The following is a 17,350-nucleotide window of genomic DNA, read 5'->3' as shown; positions in this document are numbered from 1 at the left end:
TCGACGACGCCATCGCCGCGCTTACGCGGGGTCGCGTCGCGCGTCATGCGCGCGCAACGCCACGGCGAATCTGCCTGGCTCCCAGTCCTCATGCAGCGCGCGCTGCATGAGTGCCTGCTGGCTTTCTGGCGCGAGGCCCCCCAGAGGCGGGTCCCGGTCGAGATTCGTGGGAAACGGATAGCCTTCGGCGCACGACGCGATGACCGCCATTGTCGCGAGTTCGTCTGCAACGCCCAGGCCCTTCCTGCGCCACTCGCGCAGCACAGGATAAATCGCCTCGCACATGCTCGCACGGTCGAGCGCTTCCATTGCGCGCCCCATTGCCGACGAAACCTGCAGCAGATTCGCCATGCGCTGCACGTCGGCGGTGCGGTTCGCGCCCGCCGCATGAAATAGCGCGGGATTGAAGAACAGGGCGTCGCCCCTGGTAAGCGGCAACTGTACGCAATGCGTTTCGAAGTACGCGCGGAAATCGGCTCGCCGCCATGCAAGATAGCCCTCGGCATAGCGTTGCGAGTACGGCAGGAGTTTCGTCGGCCCGCTCTCGACCGGCATGTCGCTGTGCGCCACCGCCCCCTGGAGCGTGAGGAAAGCGGATACATGATGCACGTGCGCCGGATAACGCTGCGCCTGCTCGATCGTCTGGAATCCCAGGTGATAGTCGCGGTGCGCTTCCTGTGCCGCGCCGCCCGGCCGCACCACGTTGACCTGCGAAGTCATCTGATAGCACGGTCCGAGCCACGCCTCGCACACGGCCATGAGCGGCAGATTTGCGAAGTAGTCGACGAACACGGCAGGCGCTTCGAGGCACAGCTTCTGTTGCGCATTCCAGATGCGGTCGTTTGCGCCCGCCTTCGCGAAATGGTCCGCGCCGCTCGTGCCCTGCTCCCGCTCGGCCCGGATGATGGCTTCGAACACGGCGGTGGCATCGTCCACGGGCTGCGTATTCGCGTAGGCGCGCTCGAGCACCAGCACGCCGGCGCCGTCGCGCAGCACATGCGCCCATTCCGCCTGCAACTGCGCGCGCCGCGCCGCGTCGTGCAGCGCGCCTTCGAGCGCGGCGCAGTCGTAGACGGGAATGCGCTGCCTCACATCGCAGGCGTAACGCAACGGGCTGCCGTCGTCGCGCAGTCGGTTCACGAAGGCGTCCAGCGAGCATTCGCGTTCGACGTACCATTGCCGTCCCACATCCGCCACCGGTATTTCGTGCTGGTCCATGCGTCTGCCTCCATGTTGGATCAAGCATAACGTCGGCACCCGGCGCCGTGGATACCAAAAATCTATCAAAACCGCATCAGGAAGGCGGCGGCAGGGCTGCGTGCGCCACCTCACTCCAGCGGAAAGCCATCCTTGAACGTCTGCCGCAGAAACTCCGTAAAGTGCTTGACCGCTCGCGGCACTTGCGCCCCATACGGCCGCACGACGTGCAATTGCGAAGCGAACGCGCCCACGGGGCGCCAGTTGGGCAGCAGCACGACGAGCTTGCCGGCCTGCAGCGCGGCCTGCGCGCTGAAATCGGGCAACAGCGCGATGCCGAGATGTTCCAGCGCCGCGTCGCGCAACGCCTCGCTGTTGTTCGCCGAGAACGGGCCGTTTACCGTCACCGTCTCGCGCGCGCCTTCCGCGCGGCGGCCGGCTTTCTCGAACGACCACACGCCCGCCCCCAGCGGGCGCGGATAGAACAGACAGTCGTGCTGCGCCAGATCGGCGGGCGTTTGCGGCGTGCCTCGCTGCTTGAGGTAAGGCCGCGTGGCGACGATGACCGAGCGCGTGTCGCAGAGCTTCCAGGCCACGTGGGTTTCCGGCACCTGCGCGCTATGGCGAATCGCGAGATCGAACCCTTCGGTCGCAATCGAGCTGAGCCGGTCGGAAAGCTCCAGTTGCACGCGCACTTCGGGATGCGTGCGCGAAAAGTGCGCGAGACGCGGCACCAGTTGCTGGCGCGCGAAGGCGACCGGCGCAGTGACGCGCACCGTGCCGCGGGCGACGTCGGCCATCTCGCGCACGCTCGCGAAGCTCGCGGCGATGCTGTCGAACTGCGCGCGCGTGTCCTCCACGAGCCGCAGCCCCGCCTCCGTGAAGCGCACGCTGCGCGTGGTGCGCTGCACAAGCGGCACGCCCGCCACGCGCTCCAGTTCCGCGATGCGCTGGCTCACGGCCGCCTTGCTCACGCCCAGGCGCGTCGCCGCCGCGGTATAGCTGCCCTGGGTGGCCAGCACATTGAGCCAGTGCAAATGCGTCCAGAGTGCTTCGACTCGCTGCGTATCCATCGATAAAAAGTCCGCGTCAAAACTCGTGAATCCCGCGTCGATACTAGCATGCCGTTCGCGCACTTTTCACAGACTACGCCAGTGATTGTTCACAGCTGAAAACAATCAATTCAGCGCCAGCGTCTTTCCTCGCCCCCGCACCCTCCGTAGACTGGCGGCACGCACTCACCTAACGAGGAGATGACATGCAGGCCTATACCGATTCCGCAGACGTAGTCCACTTCATCGGCGGCAAGACCGAGCGCGGCACGGGCGACCGCACGCAAGCGATCTTCAACCCCGCGACCGGCGCCGCCGCGCGCCGCCTCGTGCTGGGCGAAGTCGCCGACGTGGACGCCGCCGTGACGAGCGCGAAAGCCGCGTTCCCGAAGTGGCGCGACACGCCGCCCATTCGCCGCGCGCGCGTCATGCTGCGGTTCCTCGAGCTGATGAACCGTCACGCGGACGAACTCGCGGCGATCATCACGGCCGAGCACGGCAAGGTCTTCTCCGACGCGCAGGGCGAAGTGGCGCGCGGTATCGACGTGATCGAATTCGCCTGCGGCATTCCGCAACTGCTCAAGGGCGACTACACCCAACAGGTTTCCACGGGCATGGACAACTGGACCGTGCGCCAGCCGCTGGGCGTGGTGGCGGGCATCACGCCGTTCAACTTCCCTTGCATGGTGCCGTGCTGGATGTTCCCGGTGGCGCTCGCAGCCGGCTGCACGTTCATCCTCAAGCCTAGCGAGCGCGACCCTTCCGCTTCGCTTTTCATGGCGCGTCTGCTCACGGAAGCCGGCCTGCCCGACGGCGTGTTCAACGTCGTGCAAGGCGACAAGGCCGTGGTCGACGCCCTGCTCGCGCACCGCGACGTGAAGGCCGTGAGCTTCGTGGGCTCCACGCCGATCGCGAACTACATCTACGAGACCGGTGCGAAGCACGGCAAACGCGTGCAGGCGCTCGGCGGCGCGAAGAACCACATGGTCGTGATGCCCGACGCGGATCTCGACAAGACCGTGGACGCGCTGATCGGCGCGGGCTACGGGTCGGCCGGCGAGCGCTGCATGGCGATCTCGGTGGCCGTGCTGGTGGGCGATGTGGCCGACAAGATCGTGCCGCGCCTCGCCGAGCGCGCACGCAGCCTCATCGTGAAGAACGGCATGGAAGCCGACGCGGAAATGGGCCCGATCGTCACGAAGCAGGCGCTCGAGCGCATCGAAGGCTATATCGCGAGCGGTGTGGAAGAAGGCGCGAAGCTCGTGGTGGATGGACGCGGCCTCGAGGTGCCGGGCCACGAAGCAGGCTTCTTCACCGGCGGTACGCTGTTCGACAACGTCACGCCCGAGATGCGCATCTACAAGGAAGAAATTTTCGGACCGGTGCTCGCCTGCGTGCGCGTGAAGGATTTCGCCGAGGCCGTGGAACTCATCAACGATCACGAGTTCGGTAACGGCGTCGCCTGCTTCACGAGCGACGGCCACGTGGCGCGCGAGTTCGGCCGCCAGATCGAAGTGGGCATGGTGGGCATCAACGTGCCGATTCCGGTGCCGATGGCATGGCACGGCTTTGGCGGCTGGAAGCGCAGCCTCTTTGGCGACATGCACGCGTATGGCGAAGAAGGCGTGCGCTTCTATACGAAGCAGAAGTCGATCATGCAGCGCTGGCCGGAAAGCACCGAAAAGGGTGCGGAATTTTCGATGCCGGTGGCGAAGTAACAGTTGTCGGGCCTGCGTGAGTTTGCGTGGCGTGGACACTGGCCTCGCGGTCGCATCAAAGGACGCCATTCATGCTTTGATGAAGTGTCACTGATCATCACGACGCCATGACGCGTCGGCAGTGCGAGACGCGCTGCGCACGGTCAGTCCGGTTGCGCGCCGAGCATGCGCGAAATATCCGCGACGAGCGCATCCACCGCCACGCGCACCTTCGACGGCATGTGACGCGCCTTCTGCCGCACGACGTGCACTTCGTCGCCCATCACGCTCTTGCTGTCCATGACGAGTTCGAGTCGACCGTCGCTCAAATACGGGCTCATGAGCCAGCACGGCAGCCACGCGAGACCGGCGCCGGCGGCGGCGGCATCGGCGATCGCCAGCAGGTCGTCGAAGCACAGCCGCGACGCGAGCCGGCATTCCTCGATCTCGCCGCCGGGCCCGCGCACGCGCCACGCCGGGCTCTGCCCCGCTCGGCCATAGGCGATGCCCGTGTGAGTGGCGAGGGCTGCGACGTCCGCGGGCTTGCCGTGTTGCGCGAGATACGCAGACGACGCGCAGATACCCATGCGCTGCACGCCAAGCCGGCGCGCGACGAGCGTGCCGTGATCGGGCAGCGTCCCGATGCGTACGGCCAGATCGAAGCCGTCCTCGACGAGATCGGCCACCCGGTCGCTAAACGAGAGTTCGACATTCAGACGCGGATGCTCCTCCACGAGCCGCCGCACCACGGGCGCCACGCACTGGCGTCCGAACAGCACCGGCGCGCTGATCCGCAAGCGCCCGGCAGGCTCGCGCCGTCCGTGATCGAAGGCGGCTTCCACGGCGCTCAGCTCCCCCAGCACGCGGCGGCACTGCTCGTAGTACGCGTGGCCTTCGTCGGTGAGGCTCAAGCTGCGCGTGGTCCGCTGCAGCAGGCGCACGCCCAGGCGCTGTTCGAGCCGCGCGACGATCTTCGCGACCGCCGAGCGCGTCACGCCAAGGCGCTCGCCCGCGGCGGAGAAGCTGCCCGCGTCCACCACGTCTACGAATTCGGCCACGCCGTTCAGGCGATCGTTCATATCCCCACTCCTTTTGTATCCACCGCGGCGACAACCAAGCTCCGGAATCTCACCAATGTCGCCTCGCAAGCAACACTATCATAGGTGCTCCCACTCGTACTGGAGCAGTCATGAACGCATGGAAACTGAAGGCCGGCAGCGGCCATGGCGCACTCGCGCGCACCGACTTCACGCCGCGCGCGCCCGGTCCGCATGACGTGGTCGTGAAGATTCACGCAGCCTCGCTCAACTATCGCGACCTGATGTTCGCGCGCGGCGATTACCTCGGCCTTGGCGACACGCCGCTCGTGCCCGTCGCCGACGGCGCGGGCGAAGTGGTCGAAGTCGGTGCGGCCGTCACGCGCTTCAAGCCCGGCGACCGCGTGATCAACACCTACTTCCCGCATTGGGTGGATGGCCCACCCACACCGTGGAAAGTGCGCGAGTCGCCCGGTGCGCAATTCGACGGGGTGCTCGCCGAACGCTTCGTCGCTGAGGAAACCTCGCTCGTCTCGATTCCCGCGCACCTGAGCTACGAGGAGGCCGCAACGATCTCGTGCGCCGGCATCACCGCCTGGAACGCGATCTTCGCGGATGGCGGCGCACGGCCCGGTGCGACCGTGGTGCTGCTCGGCACCGGTGGCGTGTCGATCTGGGGGCTGCAGCTCGCCCACGCGGCGGGCTTGCGGACCATCATCACCTCTTCGAGCGACGAGAAGCTCGAACGCGCCCGCACCCTCGGCGCGAGCGAGACCATCAACTATCGTTCGCATCCCGAATGGCAGGACGAAGTGCTGCGGCTCACGGGCGGCGAAGGCGCGGATATCGTCGTGGAAGTGGGCGGACGCGATACGCTGCCGCGCTCGGTGGCGGCCGCGAAGATGGGCGGGCTCGTTTCGATCATCGGCGGCGTGACGAGTTTCGCGGGCCCCGAATTGGGGTTGTTATCGGTGATCGGCGGTATCAAGCGTCTGCACGGCATCATGGTCGGCAGCCGCACGATGCTCGACGACCTCACACGTTTCGTCGCCGCGCAGCAGATTCGCCCCGTGGTGGATCGCGTGTTCGCTTTCGAGGAAGCGCCCGAAGCTTACGCGTGGCTGGAAGCCGGCAAGCATTTCGGCAAGGTCGTGATACGCGTGGCCTGAGAGCACGTGCGCAGAAAAGCGAAGCGGGCACGCATAGTGCCCGCTCCGTTCTTCCTGTGCCGGTCGTTCTAGAAAACCGGATGCCCGTTGATCACGCTGGGCAGCCACGTCGAGAAGAACGGAAAGTAGGTGACCAGATTGATCGCGCTAAAAATCGCGAGATAGTATGGCCACGCGACCTTGGTCGTCTCCCCGATCGACACGTCGCCGATGGCGCAGCCGATGAACTGCACCGAGCCGATTGGCGGATGCACGAGGCCCAGCGCGCAGTTCAGCAGGATCATGATGCCGAACTGCACCGGGCCCACGCCGCTATGCATGGCGAGCGGCAGCAAGAGCGGCGTCGTGATGAGGATGTGCGCCGCCATGTCGATGAACGTGCCCAGAAACACCTGAATGATGTTGATGTAGAGAAGCATCAGCCAGGGAAGGGTCGTGGCATGTTCGAGCACGCGCTCGATGGCCTCCGGAATCTCCAGATAAGCCATCTGATAGCGCAGCATGTTCGACACCGCGATCAGCAGCAGCACCACGCCCGTGGTCTTGGCCGCACGCGAGAGGGCGAAGAACAGCTTCTCCTTTGTCATCGAGCGATACACGACCACGGTGAGCGCGAGCGAATACACCACGGCAATCGCGGCCGCTTCGGTGGCGGTCGCAATGCCCCGCGCCACGCAGAAGAGAATGATCGCGATCACGAACAGCCCAGGCAGCGCGCCGAGGAACGCCCGCACCACGGCGAGCCAGCCGGGAAACACCTGCAGCCTGGTCGAGCCGTCCGCGCTGCGCGGATAGCCGAAGCGGCGCGCCTGCCAGTAAGCCGCAATCAGCACGAAGCCCATGACCCACAACACCGGCAGCAGGCCCGAGAAAAGCAGGTCGCCGATCGACACGCCGCTCATCTGCTGGCCGTTCAGCGTGCCCGTAATGCCTTGCGCCGCGAACGCATAGATGATCATGTTGGTCGAGGTGGGCATCAACGCGCCCGCCAGCGACGAGTGCGTCGTCACGTTGACGGCATAGGCCGCGCTATAGCCTTCGCGCTTCATGAGCGGAATGACCACGCCACCCATCGCCGACGTATCGGCGGAAGGCGAACCGGAAACGCCGCCGAACAGCGTGCACGCGACGACATTGGCCATGCCGAGTCCGCCACGGAAATGTCCCACTGCAGCCTGGGCGAAGCGCAGGATGCGGTCGGCAATGCCGCCGTGCAGCATCAGCTCGCCGGAGAAAATGAAGAAAGGTACCGCGAGAAACGAAAACGCGTTCATGCCCGAGATCATCGACTGCATGGCAGTCGCGGCCGGCAGCCCTTCGTAAAGGTACGTGCTGACGCAGGCGAGACCGAGGGAGAAAGAAACCGGCACCCCAACGGCGAGGAGCACCAAAAAACTGAGCGAAAGAATTGCGAGTTCCATGTTTGCCCTACTTTGCCTTGCGTACGAACAGCGCCAGAAGATGCTCGAGCGAGAACAGCACGATGCAGGTGCCGGCCACGACCGGTATGACATAGCGCACCGCTTCCGGTATGCCGAGAATCGCGATGTGGTCATCCATGGTCGTGTCCGCCATTTGCAGGCAGCCGAAGAAAATCGCCACGCCAAGCGCGATCAGGCAGAGGTGCTGGAACGCCTCCGCGATCAGTTGCCCCCGCGGGGAAAGCTTCTTGACGAGCGAATCGAGACCGATATGCCCGCGCTCGCGCACCTTGAGCGCGGCGCCGAACATGGCGATCGTGACTACCAGCAGCAACGCGACCGGCTCGACGAAATCGGGTGCGCTCTCGAACACGTAGCGCATGATCACGCCGTAGAAGACGAGAACCGTCAGCGCGGCGAGCGCGACCGAGGCAACGATCGTCAGCAGGCGAAACAGCAAATCGTTGGGGAGTTTCAGGAAAGTCATGATCCATCCTTGCACGGCACACACTGCACAACGGCGTTTTTCCGGCTCCGCGCCGCTTGTGACGCGGAGCCCCGGGCTTTAGTGAATCGCCTGGATTTCGTCCACGATCTTCTTCATGTCGGCCGTCTTTTCATACTTCGTCCAGACCGGCTGCATGGCCTTAACGAAGGCCGCGCGATCGACCTGCGCGGCCGGAATGATGGTCGCGCCGCCCTTCTCCACCGTCTTGCCCGCCGTGTCTTCGCGCGCGGTCCAGAGCTTCACGTAGTACGGCACCGAGTCGGCGGCGGCCTTCTTGATGATCTCCTGCTCCTGCGGCGTGAGCGTGTCCCATACCTTCTTCGAGAACACCAGCACCTCCGGGGTCATGGCATGGTCCGTCTCGGAATACACCTGCGCCACTTCGTAGTGCCTGGTTTCCTCGTACGACGGCAGGTTGTTTTCCGCTGCATCCACGAGGCCCGTCTTCAGGCCCGTATAGACTTCGGCGAACGGCATCGGCGTGGGCGTGCCGCCCATCGCCTTGATTTCGTCGACCATGAGGTCGGACGGCTGCACGCGCACCTTCAGGCCCTTCATGTCGGCCGGCGACTTGATCGGACGCTTCGCGTAGATCGAGCGCGCGCCGCTCTCGTAGAAGGTCAGCGCAATCATGCCCTTGGCCTTGAACGCGTCGAGAATCTTCTGGCCTTCGGGGCCGTACATCACCTTGCGGAAATGGTCGATGTCGCGAAAGAGGAACGGCAGCGAAGGAATCATCGATTCCGGCACGATCTCGTTGAACGCGGCGCCATTGGCGCGCACCATGTCGAGCGCGCCGATACGCACCTGATCGATCGTATCGTTCTCCGAACCGAGTGCGCTGTTGCCGAACACCTTGATCGAATCCTTGCCGCCCGTGGCCTGCGAAATTTCCTCGCCCATGTGCTTGAGCGCCATGTTGGTCGGGAAGGTGTCGCTGTGCACGTCGGCGACACGGAACACGCGCGCGTGCGCAGCGCCTGCGGTGAGCGCGAGCGCCGCCGCCAGAACGGTCATTGCGGTCTTCGCGGTGCGTGCACCCTGTGAGTTGCGAAAGGTCTTTTTCATTGCTTGCCCCAAGAATGGAAGAGTTGTTTTCGAGCCGTGTTTGGGCTGATTCGCTGGCCAACCGGGTGTCTCAGAACCGGTGGTGGGTGATGCCTGCGTGAAGGACGACGCAAAGGCGGGGGCGGGCGCCGGCAATCGCCACCCCGACCACAGCGCACTTCGACCGGCGCCTGTTCTCCGCCATTTTCCGATCTCCTTTTGTTCTTCGCGTGCCATTTCTGGAAAACGTTTTCTCGAAATTTAATGCGTTCCCTTCAAAATGGCTAGTAGGTAGTTACGCGGAGCGAAGCAGGGTTGGCGTGGCCCAGTTGGCGTATCGGAAACAGGCGTGGCAAGGCCGCCGGCCGTTGTCTGGCGGCCAGCGCGGGGGATCTACAGCGATCAGGGAATCAGCGACAGGCGACGGTCGAGTCGCGCACGACGAGGCGGGGTTCGAGCACGACCTGCTCGACATCGGCGCGGCCGGCCAGGACGTCGATGAGCTTTTGCATGGCCAGTTCGCCCATGCGCTCGCTCTGCCCGTCGATCGTGGTCAGGCGCGGCTCGACGTATTCGCCATAGGGCACGTTGTCGATGCCGGCAACCGAGACGTCCTGCGGCACGCGAAAGCCGAGCGACCTGGCCTCCTTCATGAAGCCGAGCGCAATGAGGTCGTTGTAGCAGATCACCGCCTGCGGGCGTTTCGGGCCGAGCATCACCCGCGAGCAGGCGTGCTCGCCCGCCTGGGCGGTCGGCGCGTGCGTTTCGTAGACATCGAGCGTGAGGCCGGCCTCGGCCAGCGCCTCGGTGGCGCCGGCAATACGCTCGTCGTTGATGGTCGCCGCGGCGAAGCCCAGATAGGCGATATGCCGGTGCCCGAGATTGAGCAGATGACGCACCAGCATAGACGTCGCGAGCCGGTTGTCGAAACCGACGGTGGGCATGTCGAGCCCGCGCACGGTCCTGAGCATGACGACCGGCTTGCCCAGATTCATCGTCCACCGGGCGATTTCCTCGGAAGCCCGCGAGCTGACGATGAGCCCGTCCACGCGCGGCGCGAGCGCTTCGATGAGCGAGCGTTCGCGGGCCAGATTCTCTTCGGCGTCCACGAGAAGCAGCGTGTAGTCGTGCTGGAGCGCCACGCGGTTCGCGCCCTTGACCACGTTCGTGAAGTGCGGGTTCGCGATGTCCAGAATGGCGATGCCGATGGTGCGCGTGCGCCCCGTGATCATCGAGCGCGCCAGCGGATTGGAGCGGTAGCCGAGCAGCGCGATGGCGTCCTTGACCTTCGCTTCCACCGCCGGCGAAAAGCGCTGGGTGCCGTTCACGTACTTCGATACCGTCGCGACCGAAACGCCGGCCATGGCGGCGACATCGCGAATCGTCGGGGAACCACTTTTCATAGATCGGCAACGCCAGGGAGGATCGACGGCGAGCATTGTCGCAGAAACGGACCTGGGGTGAACCCCGGTATTCGCCGCAGGTATTCCTCCATTGACGCTGCGACTGCCGATGGCTATATTTGGAAAACGTTTTCCTCGCGTTTTCAATACCAAAATAATCTCCAGGGAGCCCTGATGTCGCAACACCCACTTGCAGCCAAACCGTTCGGCCGCCTTCTTCTTACCGGCGCGGGCGGCAATCTGGGCCGTCAGTTGCGCGGCGCGCTCGCGAACTGGGCCGAGATCGTTCGCGTCAGCGACATCACGGAGCCGGGCGAGGCGGCGGCACACGAGGAAACGCGCCGCGCCGACCTCTCGGATCGCGCGGCGGTCATGCAACTCGTCGAGGGCGTGGATGCGATCGTGCACCTGGGCGGCATCTCCATCGACGCGCCATTCGACGATCTACTCGAAGCCAACATTCGCGGCACGTACAATCTCTATGAAGCCGCGCGCAAGCACGGCGTCAAGCGCATCGTCTACGCCAGCTCCAATCACGTCACGGGCTTCCATCCCGTCACGAGCGTGCTCGATACCGATGCCGCGCACCGGCCGGACAGCCTGTACGGCGTGACGAAATGCTTCGGCGAATCGCTGTCGCGCTATTACTTCGATCGCTTCGGCATGGAGACGGTCTGCCTGCGCATCGGTTCGTCGTTCGAAGAACCGAAGAACGCACGCATGCTCGTGACGTTCCTGAGCTATCGCGACTTCATCGAACTCGTGCGCTGCTCGCTGTTCACCAACCGCGTGGGTCATGCGATCGTCTATGGCGTGTCGGACAATCCGGCGAGCTGGTGGGACAACGGCAAGGCGGGATTCCTCGGCTACCGCCCGCGCGACAGCTCGGCGCCGTACGCCGAACGCTTCCCGGCGACCGCGCCGAACGCCGAGCTCGGCGACGCTGCGCAGCAGTATCAGGGCGGACCGTTCGTGCTCGGCGAGCCGATGCATGGCGCCGAACGCTGATCGGAGTCCTGATAAAAGGGAAGACGGGCCCGGACGCCTGCAAGCAGACTGCCCTGGCCGCGAAGCGGCTAGGGCGGGGTTGCGCGGCGATTGACAGTTAGTTGCACATTTACTGGCGTGTCATGCACCTACCGCCGCCCTCGCCCGGCAGCGAATACAACCTGTAGACTGTATTTTTAAATTACAGCCTGTGATTTGTATTTTTACTTTACAGGGTATAGACTGTATTCGACTGCGCCGCGCGTTTCCGTTTGCCTCGGCCGTCTGCATCGGCATTTCGCCGCCCGGAGTTGCCGTGGACTACCCTCTCAAGACCCTGAGCCAGCTGCGCCCGATTCTCGTCGGCTTCCGCAAGAAGGCCGGCCTCACCCAGAAAGACATCGCCGCGCGGCTCGGCATCTCGCAGCAGAGCTATGCCGCGTTCGAGGCGAATCCCGAAGCCGCGAGCGTCGAGCGGCTCGTGCGGGTCTTGCGCCTCGTCGACGTCGAAATCAAGCTCGGCGCGCCCGAAGCCAAGGCCTCGCCTGTCGCGGCGAAAGCCGCGCCCCGCCCGGCCAAAGCACCTGCGGCTGCAGCCAGGATGCCGAGCGCGGCCAAACCCCCGGCCGCCCGCAAACGCACCCGCGCCACGCCGGCGGAGGCCGCGCCGCAGCGCCAGTCCGCCGGCCGCCGCAAGCCGAGGGAGGACTGGTGAGCACACGCCCCCGCCTGCCCAACCGGCTCGACCTGTGGATGAACGGCCTCCCGGTGGGCTACTGGGAGAACGTGCGCGGCAACGAACGCCTCGTCTACCTCGACAGCTGGCTCGACGACGAGCAAGGCCGCCCCCTTTCGCTCTCGCTGCCATTCACGCCCGGCAACCAGCCCTACCGCGGCCAGATCGTCGCGGACTATTTCGACAATCTGCTGCCGGACAGCGACCGCATCCGCAGACGCATCGCCGCGCGCTACCAGACCGGCGGCACCTCGTCGTTCGAGCTGCTCGCCGCGCTCGGCCGCGATTGCGTGGGCGCGCTGCAGATCCTTCCAGCTGGCGAAGCGCCCACCGGCCTGAAGAGCATCAAGGGGCGCGCCCTGAGCGAAGGCGACATCGCGCAACTGCTGCGCGAAACCACCGCCACGCCGCATGCGGGCGAGCACGAAGCCGTGGACAGCCTGCGGCTGTCGATCGCCGGGGCGCAGGAAAAGACCGCACTGCTGCGGCATGGCGGGCAGTGGCTGCTTCCGCAGGGCAGCACGCCGACCACGCACATCCTGAAGCTGCCGCTCGGCCTCGTCGGCAACATGCGCGCCGACATGCGCACCTCGGTGGAAAACGAGTGGCTGTGCACGCAAATCGTCGCGGGCTACGGTTTGCCCGTCGCGCCGTGCGAAATCGCGCAATTCGAGGACGCGAAGGCACTGATCGTGGAGCGTTTCGACCGGCGTCTTGCGAGCGACGCCAGGTGGATCGTGCGCCTGCCGCAGGAGGATCTGTGCCAGGCCACCGGCACGTCCGGCCTCGCCAAATACGAAGCCGACGGCGGCCCCGGCATCGACGCGATCATGCAGGTGCTGGACGGCTCCGTGCAGGCCACGGCCGATCGCCGCAACTTCTTCGTCACGCAGCTCATCTTCTGGCTGCTCGCGGCCACGGACGGCCACGCGAAGAACTACAGCATTGCGCTGCTGCCCGGCAGCCAGTACGCCGCCACGCCGCTCTACGACGTGCTCAGCGCGCATCCGGTCGTCGGCCGGGGCCGCAATCATATTGCGCCGCAGCGCGTGAGCCTTGCGATGGCCGTGCGCGGACGCAACCGGCACTATCGCGTCGAGGAGATCTATCCGCGCCACTGGATCGCGCAAGGCCAGCGCGTGGGATTCGCCGCGGCGGATGTCGAAGCGATGCTCGCGCAGGTGGCAGCGCAAACGCCGCGCGTGATCGAAGCGGTCGCGGCGCAGATCCCCGCCGATTTCCCCGCAGATGTAGCCGACGCCGTTTTCGCCGGCATGCGCCGGCTCGCCGCGAGGCTTACCGCGTAGGCGAAATCAGCCGCACGCAAGCTCATCGTCGTCGATCGCGCGCGTGAGCAGGTCGAGAAAGGCCTGCATGGTTTGCGGCAGCGTGCGGCCCGCCATCGTCTGGATCTGCAGCGTGCGCTGATGCAGTTCCGGGTTCGTGAGCGGCACGGCGGCCAGCCCCTCCACCTCGAGACGGCCGCGCACGGTCAGAAAGCCGGTGAACGTCACGGCATCGGTGAGGCGTACGAATCGTTGCAACGCCACATGATAGTTGCTGACGAACACCGGCTCGAAGATCAGCCCTTCGAGGCTGCACGCGATGTCGAGGAGCTGGCGAATCGTCACGCCCTGGCTGTTCATGGCGACCGGCCAGGGGATCAGATCGCGCAACGACAGCGACTCGCGCGCCGCCAGCGGATGATCGCGCCGCATGAGCGCGAAGATCGGCGCGCGCTGCGAACAGTGCACGGCAATCTCCTTCTCGGGCGCGACGCTGAAGCACAGCGCAATATCGGCTGTGCCCTCGCGCACGCGCTGCGTTGCAACAGAAGGCGCCGACACGTCCAGCTGAAAATGCGTTTGCGGATGGCTCCGGAGAAAGTGAGCAAATACCTGTGGCAGAAAATCCGGCGCGAGGCCTTCGGAACTCGCAACGCGGATGGTCGCGCGGCCGCCCTCGCTCAGCCCGCGAATCTCGCCGACCACGCGCTCCGTTTCGAGCAGGCTGCGCCGAGCGTGCTCGGCCAGCATGCGCCCCGCCTCGCTCAGCACCATGCCGCGCGGGCGCCGTTCGAATAACGGCGTGCCGAGCTCCTCTTCGAGCCGGGCGATCTGCCGGCTGAGCGCCGACACGGCAACGTAGAGCCGCTCGGACGCCTTGCTCAGCGAGCCGCTGCGGGCCACTTCCAGAAAATAGCGCAGTGCGGTGTTGTCCATGTCGATGAGCGCGGTCTCGTCCGCTTTGCCGTTTCGGCAAAGATAGATCACAAATATTGTAATTGTGCAGAAATATCGGTGGTTGCAGGATCGGTCGACGTCATCAAACGCCATCGAACAGAGGGAGACGCGCGTTGACCCGTGACACCGCCATTCAAACTGCAGTCGATCAATACGATTCAGGCCGCTTCCTGAACGACCTGCGCCGCCGCGTGGCGTTTCGCACCGAGAGCCAGGAGCCGGAGAGCGGCGGCCGTTTGCGCGCCTATCTGGACGAGGAACTCACGCCGCTGCTCACCCAATGGGGTTTCACCTGCCGGGTCGTCGAGAATCCCGCCAACGGCGGGGGCCCGTTCCTGATTGCTCACCGCCACGAAGACGATGCGCTGCCCACCGCGCTCAGCTACGGCCACGGCGACGTGGTACGCGGCTACGACGCGCAATGGCGCTCGGGCCTCACGCCATGGGACGTAACCGTCGACGGCGAGCGCTGGTACGGCCGCGGCACCGCCGACAACAAAGGCCAGCACAGCATCAACCTCGCGGCGCTCGAGGCCGTGCTCGACGCGCGCGGCGGCAAACTCGGCTTCAACCTCAAGCTGCTGTTCGAAACGGGCGAGGAAGTCGGCTCGCCGGGCCTGCACGAACTGTGCATGCGGTTGCGCGACGAACTCGCCGCCGACGTGCTGATCGCCTCCGACGGACCGCGCCTGAGCGCGCACCGTCCGACAATCTTTCTCGGCTCGCGCGGCCTCGTCAATTTCAAGCTCGAACTCACGCTGCGCGAAGGCAGTCATCATTCGGGCAACTGGGGCGGCCTGCTGCGCAATCCGGGCGTCGTGCTCGCGAATGCGATCGCTTCCATGGTCGATGCGCACGGCAAGATCCTCGTCGATGGCCTGCGCCCGCCGCCGATTCCGGAATCCGTGCGCCGCGCGCTCGCCGATATTCGCGTGGGCGGCAATCCGGGCGAGCCCGAGGTCGATCGCGACTACGGCGAGCCGGGCCTCACGCCCACCGAGCGCGTGTTCGGCTGGAACAATCTGGAAGTGCTCGCGTTCCGCACGGGCAACCCCGAGAAGCCCGTGAACGCGATTCCGCCGCACGCCATCGCGTACATGCAGATCCGCTTCGTCGTGGGCACGAACTGGCAGGACCTAGAACGGATCGTGCGCGCGCACCTCGATGCGCACGGCTTCGAGATGATCGAACTCGAAGTGGAACGCGGCGCACCGGCCACGCGCGTCGATCCCGACAACGCCTGGGTGCAATGGGCGCTGCGCTCGCTGCGCGAGACCATGGGAGCCGACCCCGTGCTGCTGCCGAATCTCGGCGGCACGCTGCCCAACGACGTATTCGCCGAGGTGCTCGGCATGCCCACGCTGTGGGTCCCGCATTCGTATCCGGGCTGCTCGCAGCACGCGCCGAACGAGCACCTGCTCGGCCCGGTCGTGCGCGACGGGCTGCGCATCATGGCTGGCCTCTTCTGGGACCTCGGCGCAAGAGAGGCCGGCGCGTCCAACCCCGCACCGCATCCCACCACGCTTGCATGAGGACGTCGCAATGAGCATCGAATCCCTACCCGCGCACGGCAGCGAGCCCTGGTCAGAGCCTGCTCAAGGCACGTCAGGCAAGAACGTCTCGCGGCTCATCGTCGCGACTTCGATCGGCAACGCGCTCGAGTTCTACGACCTGCTGGCGTACGGCTACTTCGCCTCGACGCTCTCCAAGCTCTTCTTCCCCGTTCACAACGCAACGATGTCGCTGCTGCTCACGCTCGGCACATTCGCGCTCTCGTACCTCGCGCGGCCGGTCGGCGCGCTCGTGCTCGGCTCATACAGCGACCGCAAGGGCCGCAAGGCGTCGCTCACGCTCTCCATTGCGATGATGACGATCGGCACCGGCATGGTCGCGCTGATGCCCACCTACGCGACGATCGGCATCCTCGCGCCCATCGGCATTTTTGCCTCGCGTCTTCTGCAAGGCTTTTCGGCGGGCGGCGAGTTCGGCAGTTCCACTGCCTTCCTGATCGAGCACGCGCCGCAGCGCAGCGGTTTCATGTCGAGCTGGCAGTTCTCGAGCCAGGGCGCGAGCACGCTGCTCGTCTCCCTGTTCGGCGCGGTGCTCACGGGCATGCTCACGCAGCCGCAGCTCGAAGGCTGGGGCTGGCGCATTCCGTTCCTGTTCGGTGTGCTGATCGGTCCCGTGGGCCTTTATATCCGCCGACGCATGGACGAAACGCCCGAATTCGAGCGTATCGAAAAAGCCGAGTCGCCCGTGCGCGAACTGTTCGCCACGCAGAAGGCGCGCGTGATCGCATCGATCGGCGTGCTGATCCTGACTACCTCGGCCCAATACGTGCTGCTCTACATGCCGACCTATGCCGCGCGGCAGCTCGGCCTCGCACCTTCGTCGGGGTTCATCGCCACGCTCGTGGCCGGCCTGATCGCCATCGTGCTCACGCCGATCGTGGGCCACTGGTCGGACAAGGTGGGCCGCACGCGCATCATGTTCGCGGCGGGCGTGCTGTTCCTGCTCACCGTCTATCCCGCGTTCATGTTCGTCACCGCCCATCCTTCGCTGCCCTCGCTGCTGGCGGCCGTGGTCTGGATCGCGGTGCTGAAGGTCACCTATTTCGCCTCGATTCCGGCGCTCATGGCCAGCTTCTTCCCCGCACGCACGCGCACCACGGGCATGGCGCTCGCCTATAACGTCGGCACGACCGTGTTCGGCGGCTTCACGCCGCTCGCCGTGGCCGCGCTCATTGCGGCGACCGGCAACAATCTCGCGCCGGGGCTCTGGCTGATGTTCGCGGCCGTGTTGAGCCTCGCTACGCTGATCTGGGCCTGCATGCGCCTCGACGCCCGTTGAAGC

15 protein-coding genes are annotated in these 17,350 nt (G+C 65.5%); 7 read left to right on the top strand and 8 right to left on the bottom strand.

Annotation, left to right across the window (positions count from 1 at the left end):
• Positions 1-21: 21 nt before the first annotated feature.
• Both AB3X98_RS05170 and AB3X98_RS05165 read right to left on the bottom strand, forming a co-directional pair.
• Positions 22-1,218, bottom strand: coding sequence for a phytanoyl-CoA dioxygenase family protein (locus AB3X98_RS05170; protein ID WP_368604433.1), 1,197 nt, complete (start codon positions 1,216-1,218; stop codon positions 22-24).
• Between the two features lie 110 nt (positions 1,219-1,328).
• The gene (locus tag AB3X98_RS05165) at positions 1,329-2,270 is read right to left on the bottom strand and encodes a LysR family transcriptional regulator (protein WP_069266652.1); all 942 of its coding nucleotides are present in this window, start codon (positions 2,268-2,270) and stop codon (positions 1,329-1,331) included.
• Between the two features lie 185 nt (positions 2,271-2,455).
• Here AB3X98_RS05165 and AB3X98_RS05160 point away from each other — a divergent pair, with 185 nt between their 5' ends.
• A complete protein-coding gene (locus AB3X98_RS05160) occupies positions 2,456-3,967 on the top strand; it encodes a CoA-acylating methylmalonate-semialdehyde dehydrogenase (protein ID WP_368604434.1) in 1,512 nt (503 codons plus the stop codon).
• 143 nt (positions 3,968-4,110) lie between these two features.
• Here AB3X98_RS05160 and AB3X98_RS05155 read toward each other — a convergent pair whose 3' ends face one another.
• Entirely contained in the window at positions 4,111-5,025 is a 915-nt protein-coding gene (locus AB3X98_RS05155) for a LysR family transcriptional regulator (protein ID WP_069266654.1), read from the bottom strand.
• 110 nt (positions 5,026-5,135) lie between these two features.
• Between AB3X98_RS05155 and AB3X98_RS05150 the strand changes: the two genes are divergently transcribed.
• On the top strand, positions 5,136-6,152 hold the full coding sequence (locus AB3X98_RS05150) for an NAD(P)-dependent alcohol dehydrogenase (RefSeq protein ID WP_368604435.1): 1,017 nt from the start codon (positions 5,136-5,138) through the stop codon (positions 6,150-6,152).
• Positions 6,153-6,220: 68 nt separating this feature from the next.
• On the opposite strand, the gene AB3X98_RS05145 is transcribed toward AB3X98_RS05150, so the two are convergent.
• The 4 genes from AB3X98_RS05145 to AB3X98_RS05130 form a co-directional block, all read right to left on the bottom strand.
• Positions 6,221-7,573 (bottom strand): TRAP transporter large permease, encoded by a 1,353-nt coding sequence (locus AB3X98_RS05145; RefSeq protein ID WP_368604436.1) that lies wholly within the window; start codon positions 7,571-7,573, stop codon positions 6,221-6,223.
• Positions 7,574-7,580: 7 nt separating this feature from the next.
• Positions 7,581-8,060 carry a TRAP transporter small permease gene (locus tag AB3X98_RS05140; protein ID WP_368604437.1) on the bottom strand — a complete coding sequence of 160 codons (480 nt, stop codon included), beginning with the start codon at positions 8,058-8,060 and terminating at the stop codon, positions 7,581-7,583.
• Positions 8,061-8,138: 78 nt separating this feature from the next.
• Positions 8,139-9,098 carry a TRAP transporter substrate-binding protein gene (locus tag AB3X98_RS05135; RefSeq protein WP_256094893.1) on the bottom strand — a complete coding sequence of 320 codons (960 nt, stop codon included), beginning with the start codon at positions 9,096-9,098 and terminating at the stop codon, positions 8,139-8,141.
• A 440-nt stretch (positions 9,099-9,538) separates the two neighbouring features.
• Entirely contained in the window at positions 9,539-10,531 is a 993-nt protein-coding gene (locus AB3X98_RS05130) for a LacI family DNA-binding transcriptional regulator (RefSeq protein ID WP_069266659.1), read from the bottom strand.
• A gap of 174 nt (positions 10,532-10,705) precedes the next feature.
• On the opposite strand from AB3X98_RS05130, the gene AB3X98_RS05125 reads away from it, so the two are divergent.
• From AB3X98_RS05125 to AB3X98_RS05115, 3 genes are all read left to right on the top strand, one after another.
• Positions 10,706-11,539, top strand: a complete 834-nt coding sequence (locus tag AB3X98_RS05125; RefSeq protein ID WP_368604439.1) for an NAD-dependent epimerase/dehydratase family protein — start codon at positions 10,706-10,708, stop codon at positions 11,537-11,539.
• 295 nt (positions 11,540-11,834) lie between these two features.
• On the top strand, positions 11,835-12,233 hold the full coding sequence (locus AB3X98_RS05120; RefSeq protein WP_368604440.1) for a helix-turn-helix transcriptional regulator: 399 nt from the start codon (positions 11,835-11,837) through the stop codon (positions 12,231-12,233).
• A 38-nt stretch (positions 12,234-12,271) separates the two neighbouring features.
• Positions 12,272-13,561, top strand: a complete 1,290-nt coding sequence (locus AB3X98_RS05115; RefSeq protein WP_368604479.1) for a type II toxin-antitoxin system HipA family toxin — start codon at positions 12,272-12,274, stop codon at positions 13,559-13,561.
• 6 nt (positions 13,562-13,567) lie between these two features.
• Here the strand turns inward: AB3X98_RS05115 and AB3X98_RS05110 are convergent, their stop codons facing one another.
• Positions 13,568-14,476: a LysR family transcriptional regulator gene (locus AB3X98_RS05110; RefSeq protein ID WP_342948774.1), complete on the bottom strand. Its 909-nt coding sequence runs from the start codon at positions 14,474-14,476 to the stop codon at positions 13,568-13,570.
• A 134-nt stretch (positions 14,477-14,610) separates the two neighbouring features.
• Here AB3X98_RS05110 and AB3X98_RS05105 point away from each other — a divergent pair, with 134 nt between their 5' ends.
• Both AB3X98_RS05105 and AB3X98_RS05100 read left to right on the top strand, forming a co-directional pair.
• Complete coding sequence (locus AB3X98_RS05105) at positions 14,611-16,029, top strand: M20 family metallopeptidase (RefSeq protein WP_368604441.1); 1,419 nt, start codon at positions 14,611-14,613, stop codon at positions 16,027-16,029.
• Between the two features lie 10 nt (positions 16,030-16,039).
• Positions 16,040-17,347, top strand: a complete 1,308-nt coding sequence (locus AB3X98_RS05100) for an MFS transporter (RefSeq protein ID WP_368604442.1) — start codon at positions 16,040-16,042, stop codon at positions 17,345-17,347.
• The last annotated feature ends 3 nt before the right edge of the window (positions 17,348-17,350 follow it).

The organism is Paraburkholderia sp. BR14312, assembly GCF_040948675.1.
GTDB lineage: Bacteria > Pseudomonadota > Gammaproteobacteria > Burkholderiales > Burkholderiaceae > Paraburkholderia > Paraburkholderia nodosa_A.
The sequence above is the reverse complement of the archived record's forward strand: the minus strand, read 5'-3'. Positions and strand labels throughout refer to the sequence as shown.

Excerpts from the sequence above, each read along its gene's own strand:
- AB3X98_RS05170 (WP_368604433.1), bottom strand. The coding sequence starts at position 1,218 with ATGGACCAGCACGAAATACCGGTGGCGGATGTGGGACGGCAATGGTAC.
- AB3X98_RS05165 (WP_069266652.1), bottom strand. The coding sequence starts at position 2,270 with ATGGATACGCAGCGAGTCGAAGCACTCTGGACGCATTTGCACTGGCTC.
- AB3X98_RS05160 (WP_368604434.1), top strand. The coding sequence starts at position 2,456 with ATGCAGGCCTATACCGATTCCGCAGACGTAGTCCACTTCATCGGCGGC.
- AB3X98_RS05155 (WP_069266654.1), bottom strand. The coding sequence starts at position 5,025 with ATGAACGATCGCCTGAACGGCGTGGCCGAATTCGTAGACGTGGTGGAC.
- AB3X98_RS05150 (WP_368604435.1), top strand. The coding sequence starts at position 5,136 with ATGAACGCATGGAAACTGAAGGCCGGCAGCGGCCATGGCGCACTCGCG.
- AB3X98_RS05145 (WP_368604436.1), bottom strand. The coding sequence starts at position 7,573 with ATGGAACTCGCAATTCTTTCGCTCAGTTTTTTGGTGCTCCTCGCCGTT.
- AB3X98_RS05140 (WP_368604437.1), bottom strand. The coding sequence starts at position 8,060 with ATGACTTTCCTGAAACTCCCCAACGATTTGCTGTTTCGCCTGCTGACG.
- AB3X98_RS05135 (WP_256094893.1), bottom strand. The coding sequence starts at position 9,098 with ATGACCGTTCTGGCGGCGGCGCTCGCGCTCACCGCAGGCGCTGCGCAC.
- AB3X98_RS05130 (WP_069266659.1), bottom strand. The coding sequence starts at position 10,531 with ATGAAAAGTGGTTCCCCGACGATTCGCGATGTCGCCGCCATGGCCGGC.
- AB3X98_RS05125 (WP_368604439.1), top strand. The coding sequence starts at position 10,706 with ATGTCGCAACACCCACTTGCAGCCAAACCGTTCGGCCGCCTTCTTCTT.
- AB3X98_RS05115 (WP_368604479.1), top strand. The coding sequence starts at position 12,272 with ATGAACGGCCTCCCGGTGGGCTACTGGGAGAACGTGCGCGGCAACGAA.
- AB3X98_RS05110 (WP_342948774.1), bottom strand. The coding sequence starts at position 14,476 with ATGGACAACACCGCACTGCGCTATTTTCTGGAAGTGGCCCGCAGCGGC.
- AB3X98_RS05100 (WP_368604442.1), top strand. The coding sequence starts at position 16,040 with ATGAGCATCGAATCCCTACCCGCGCACGGCAGCGAGCCCTGGTCAGAG.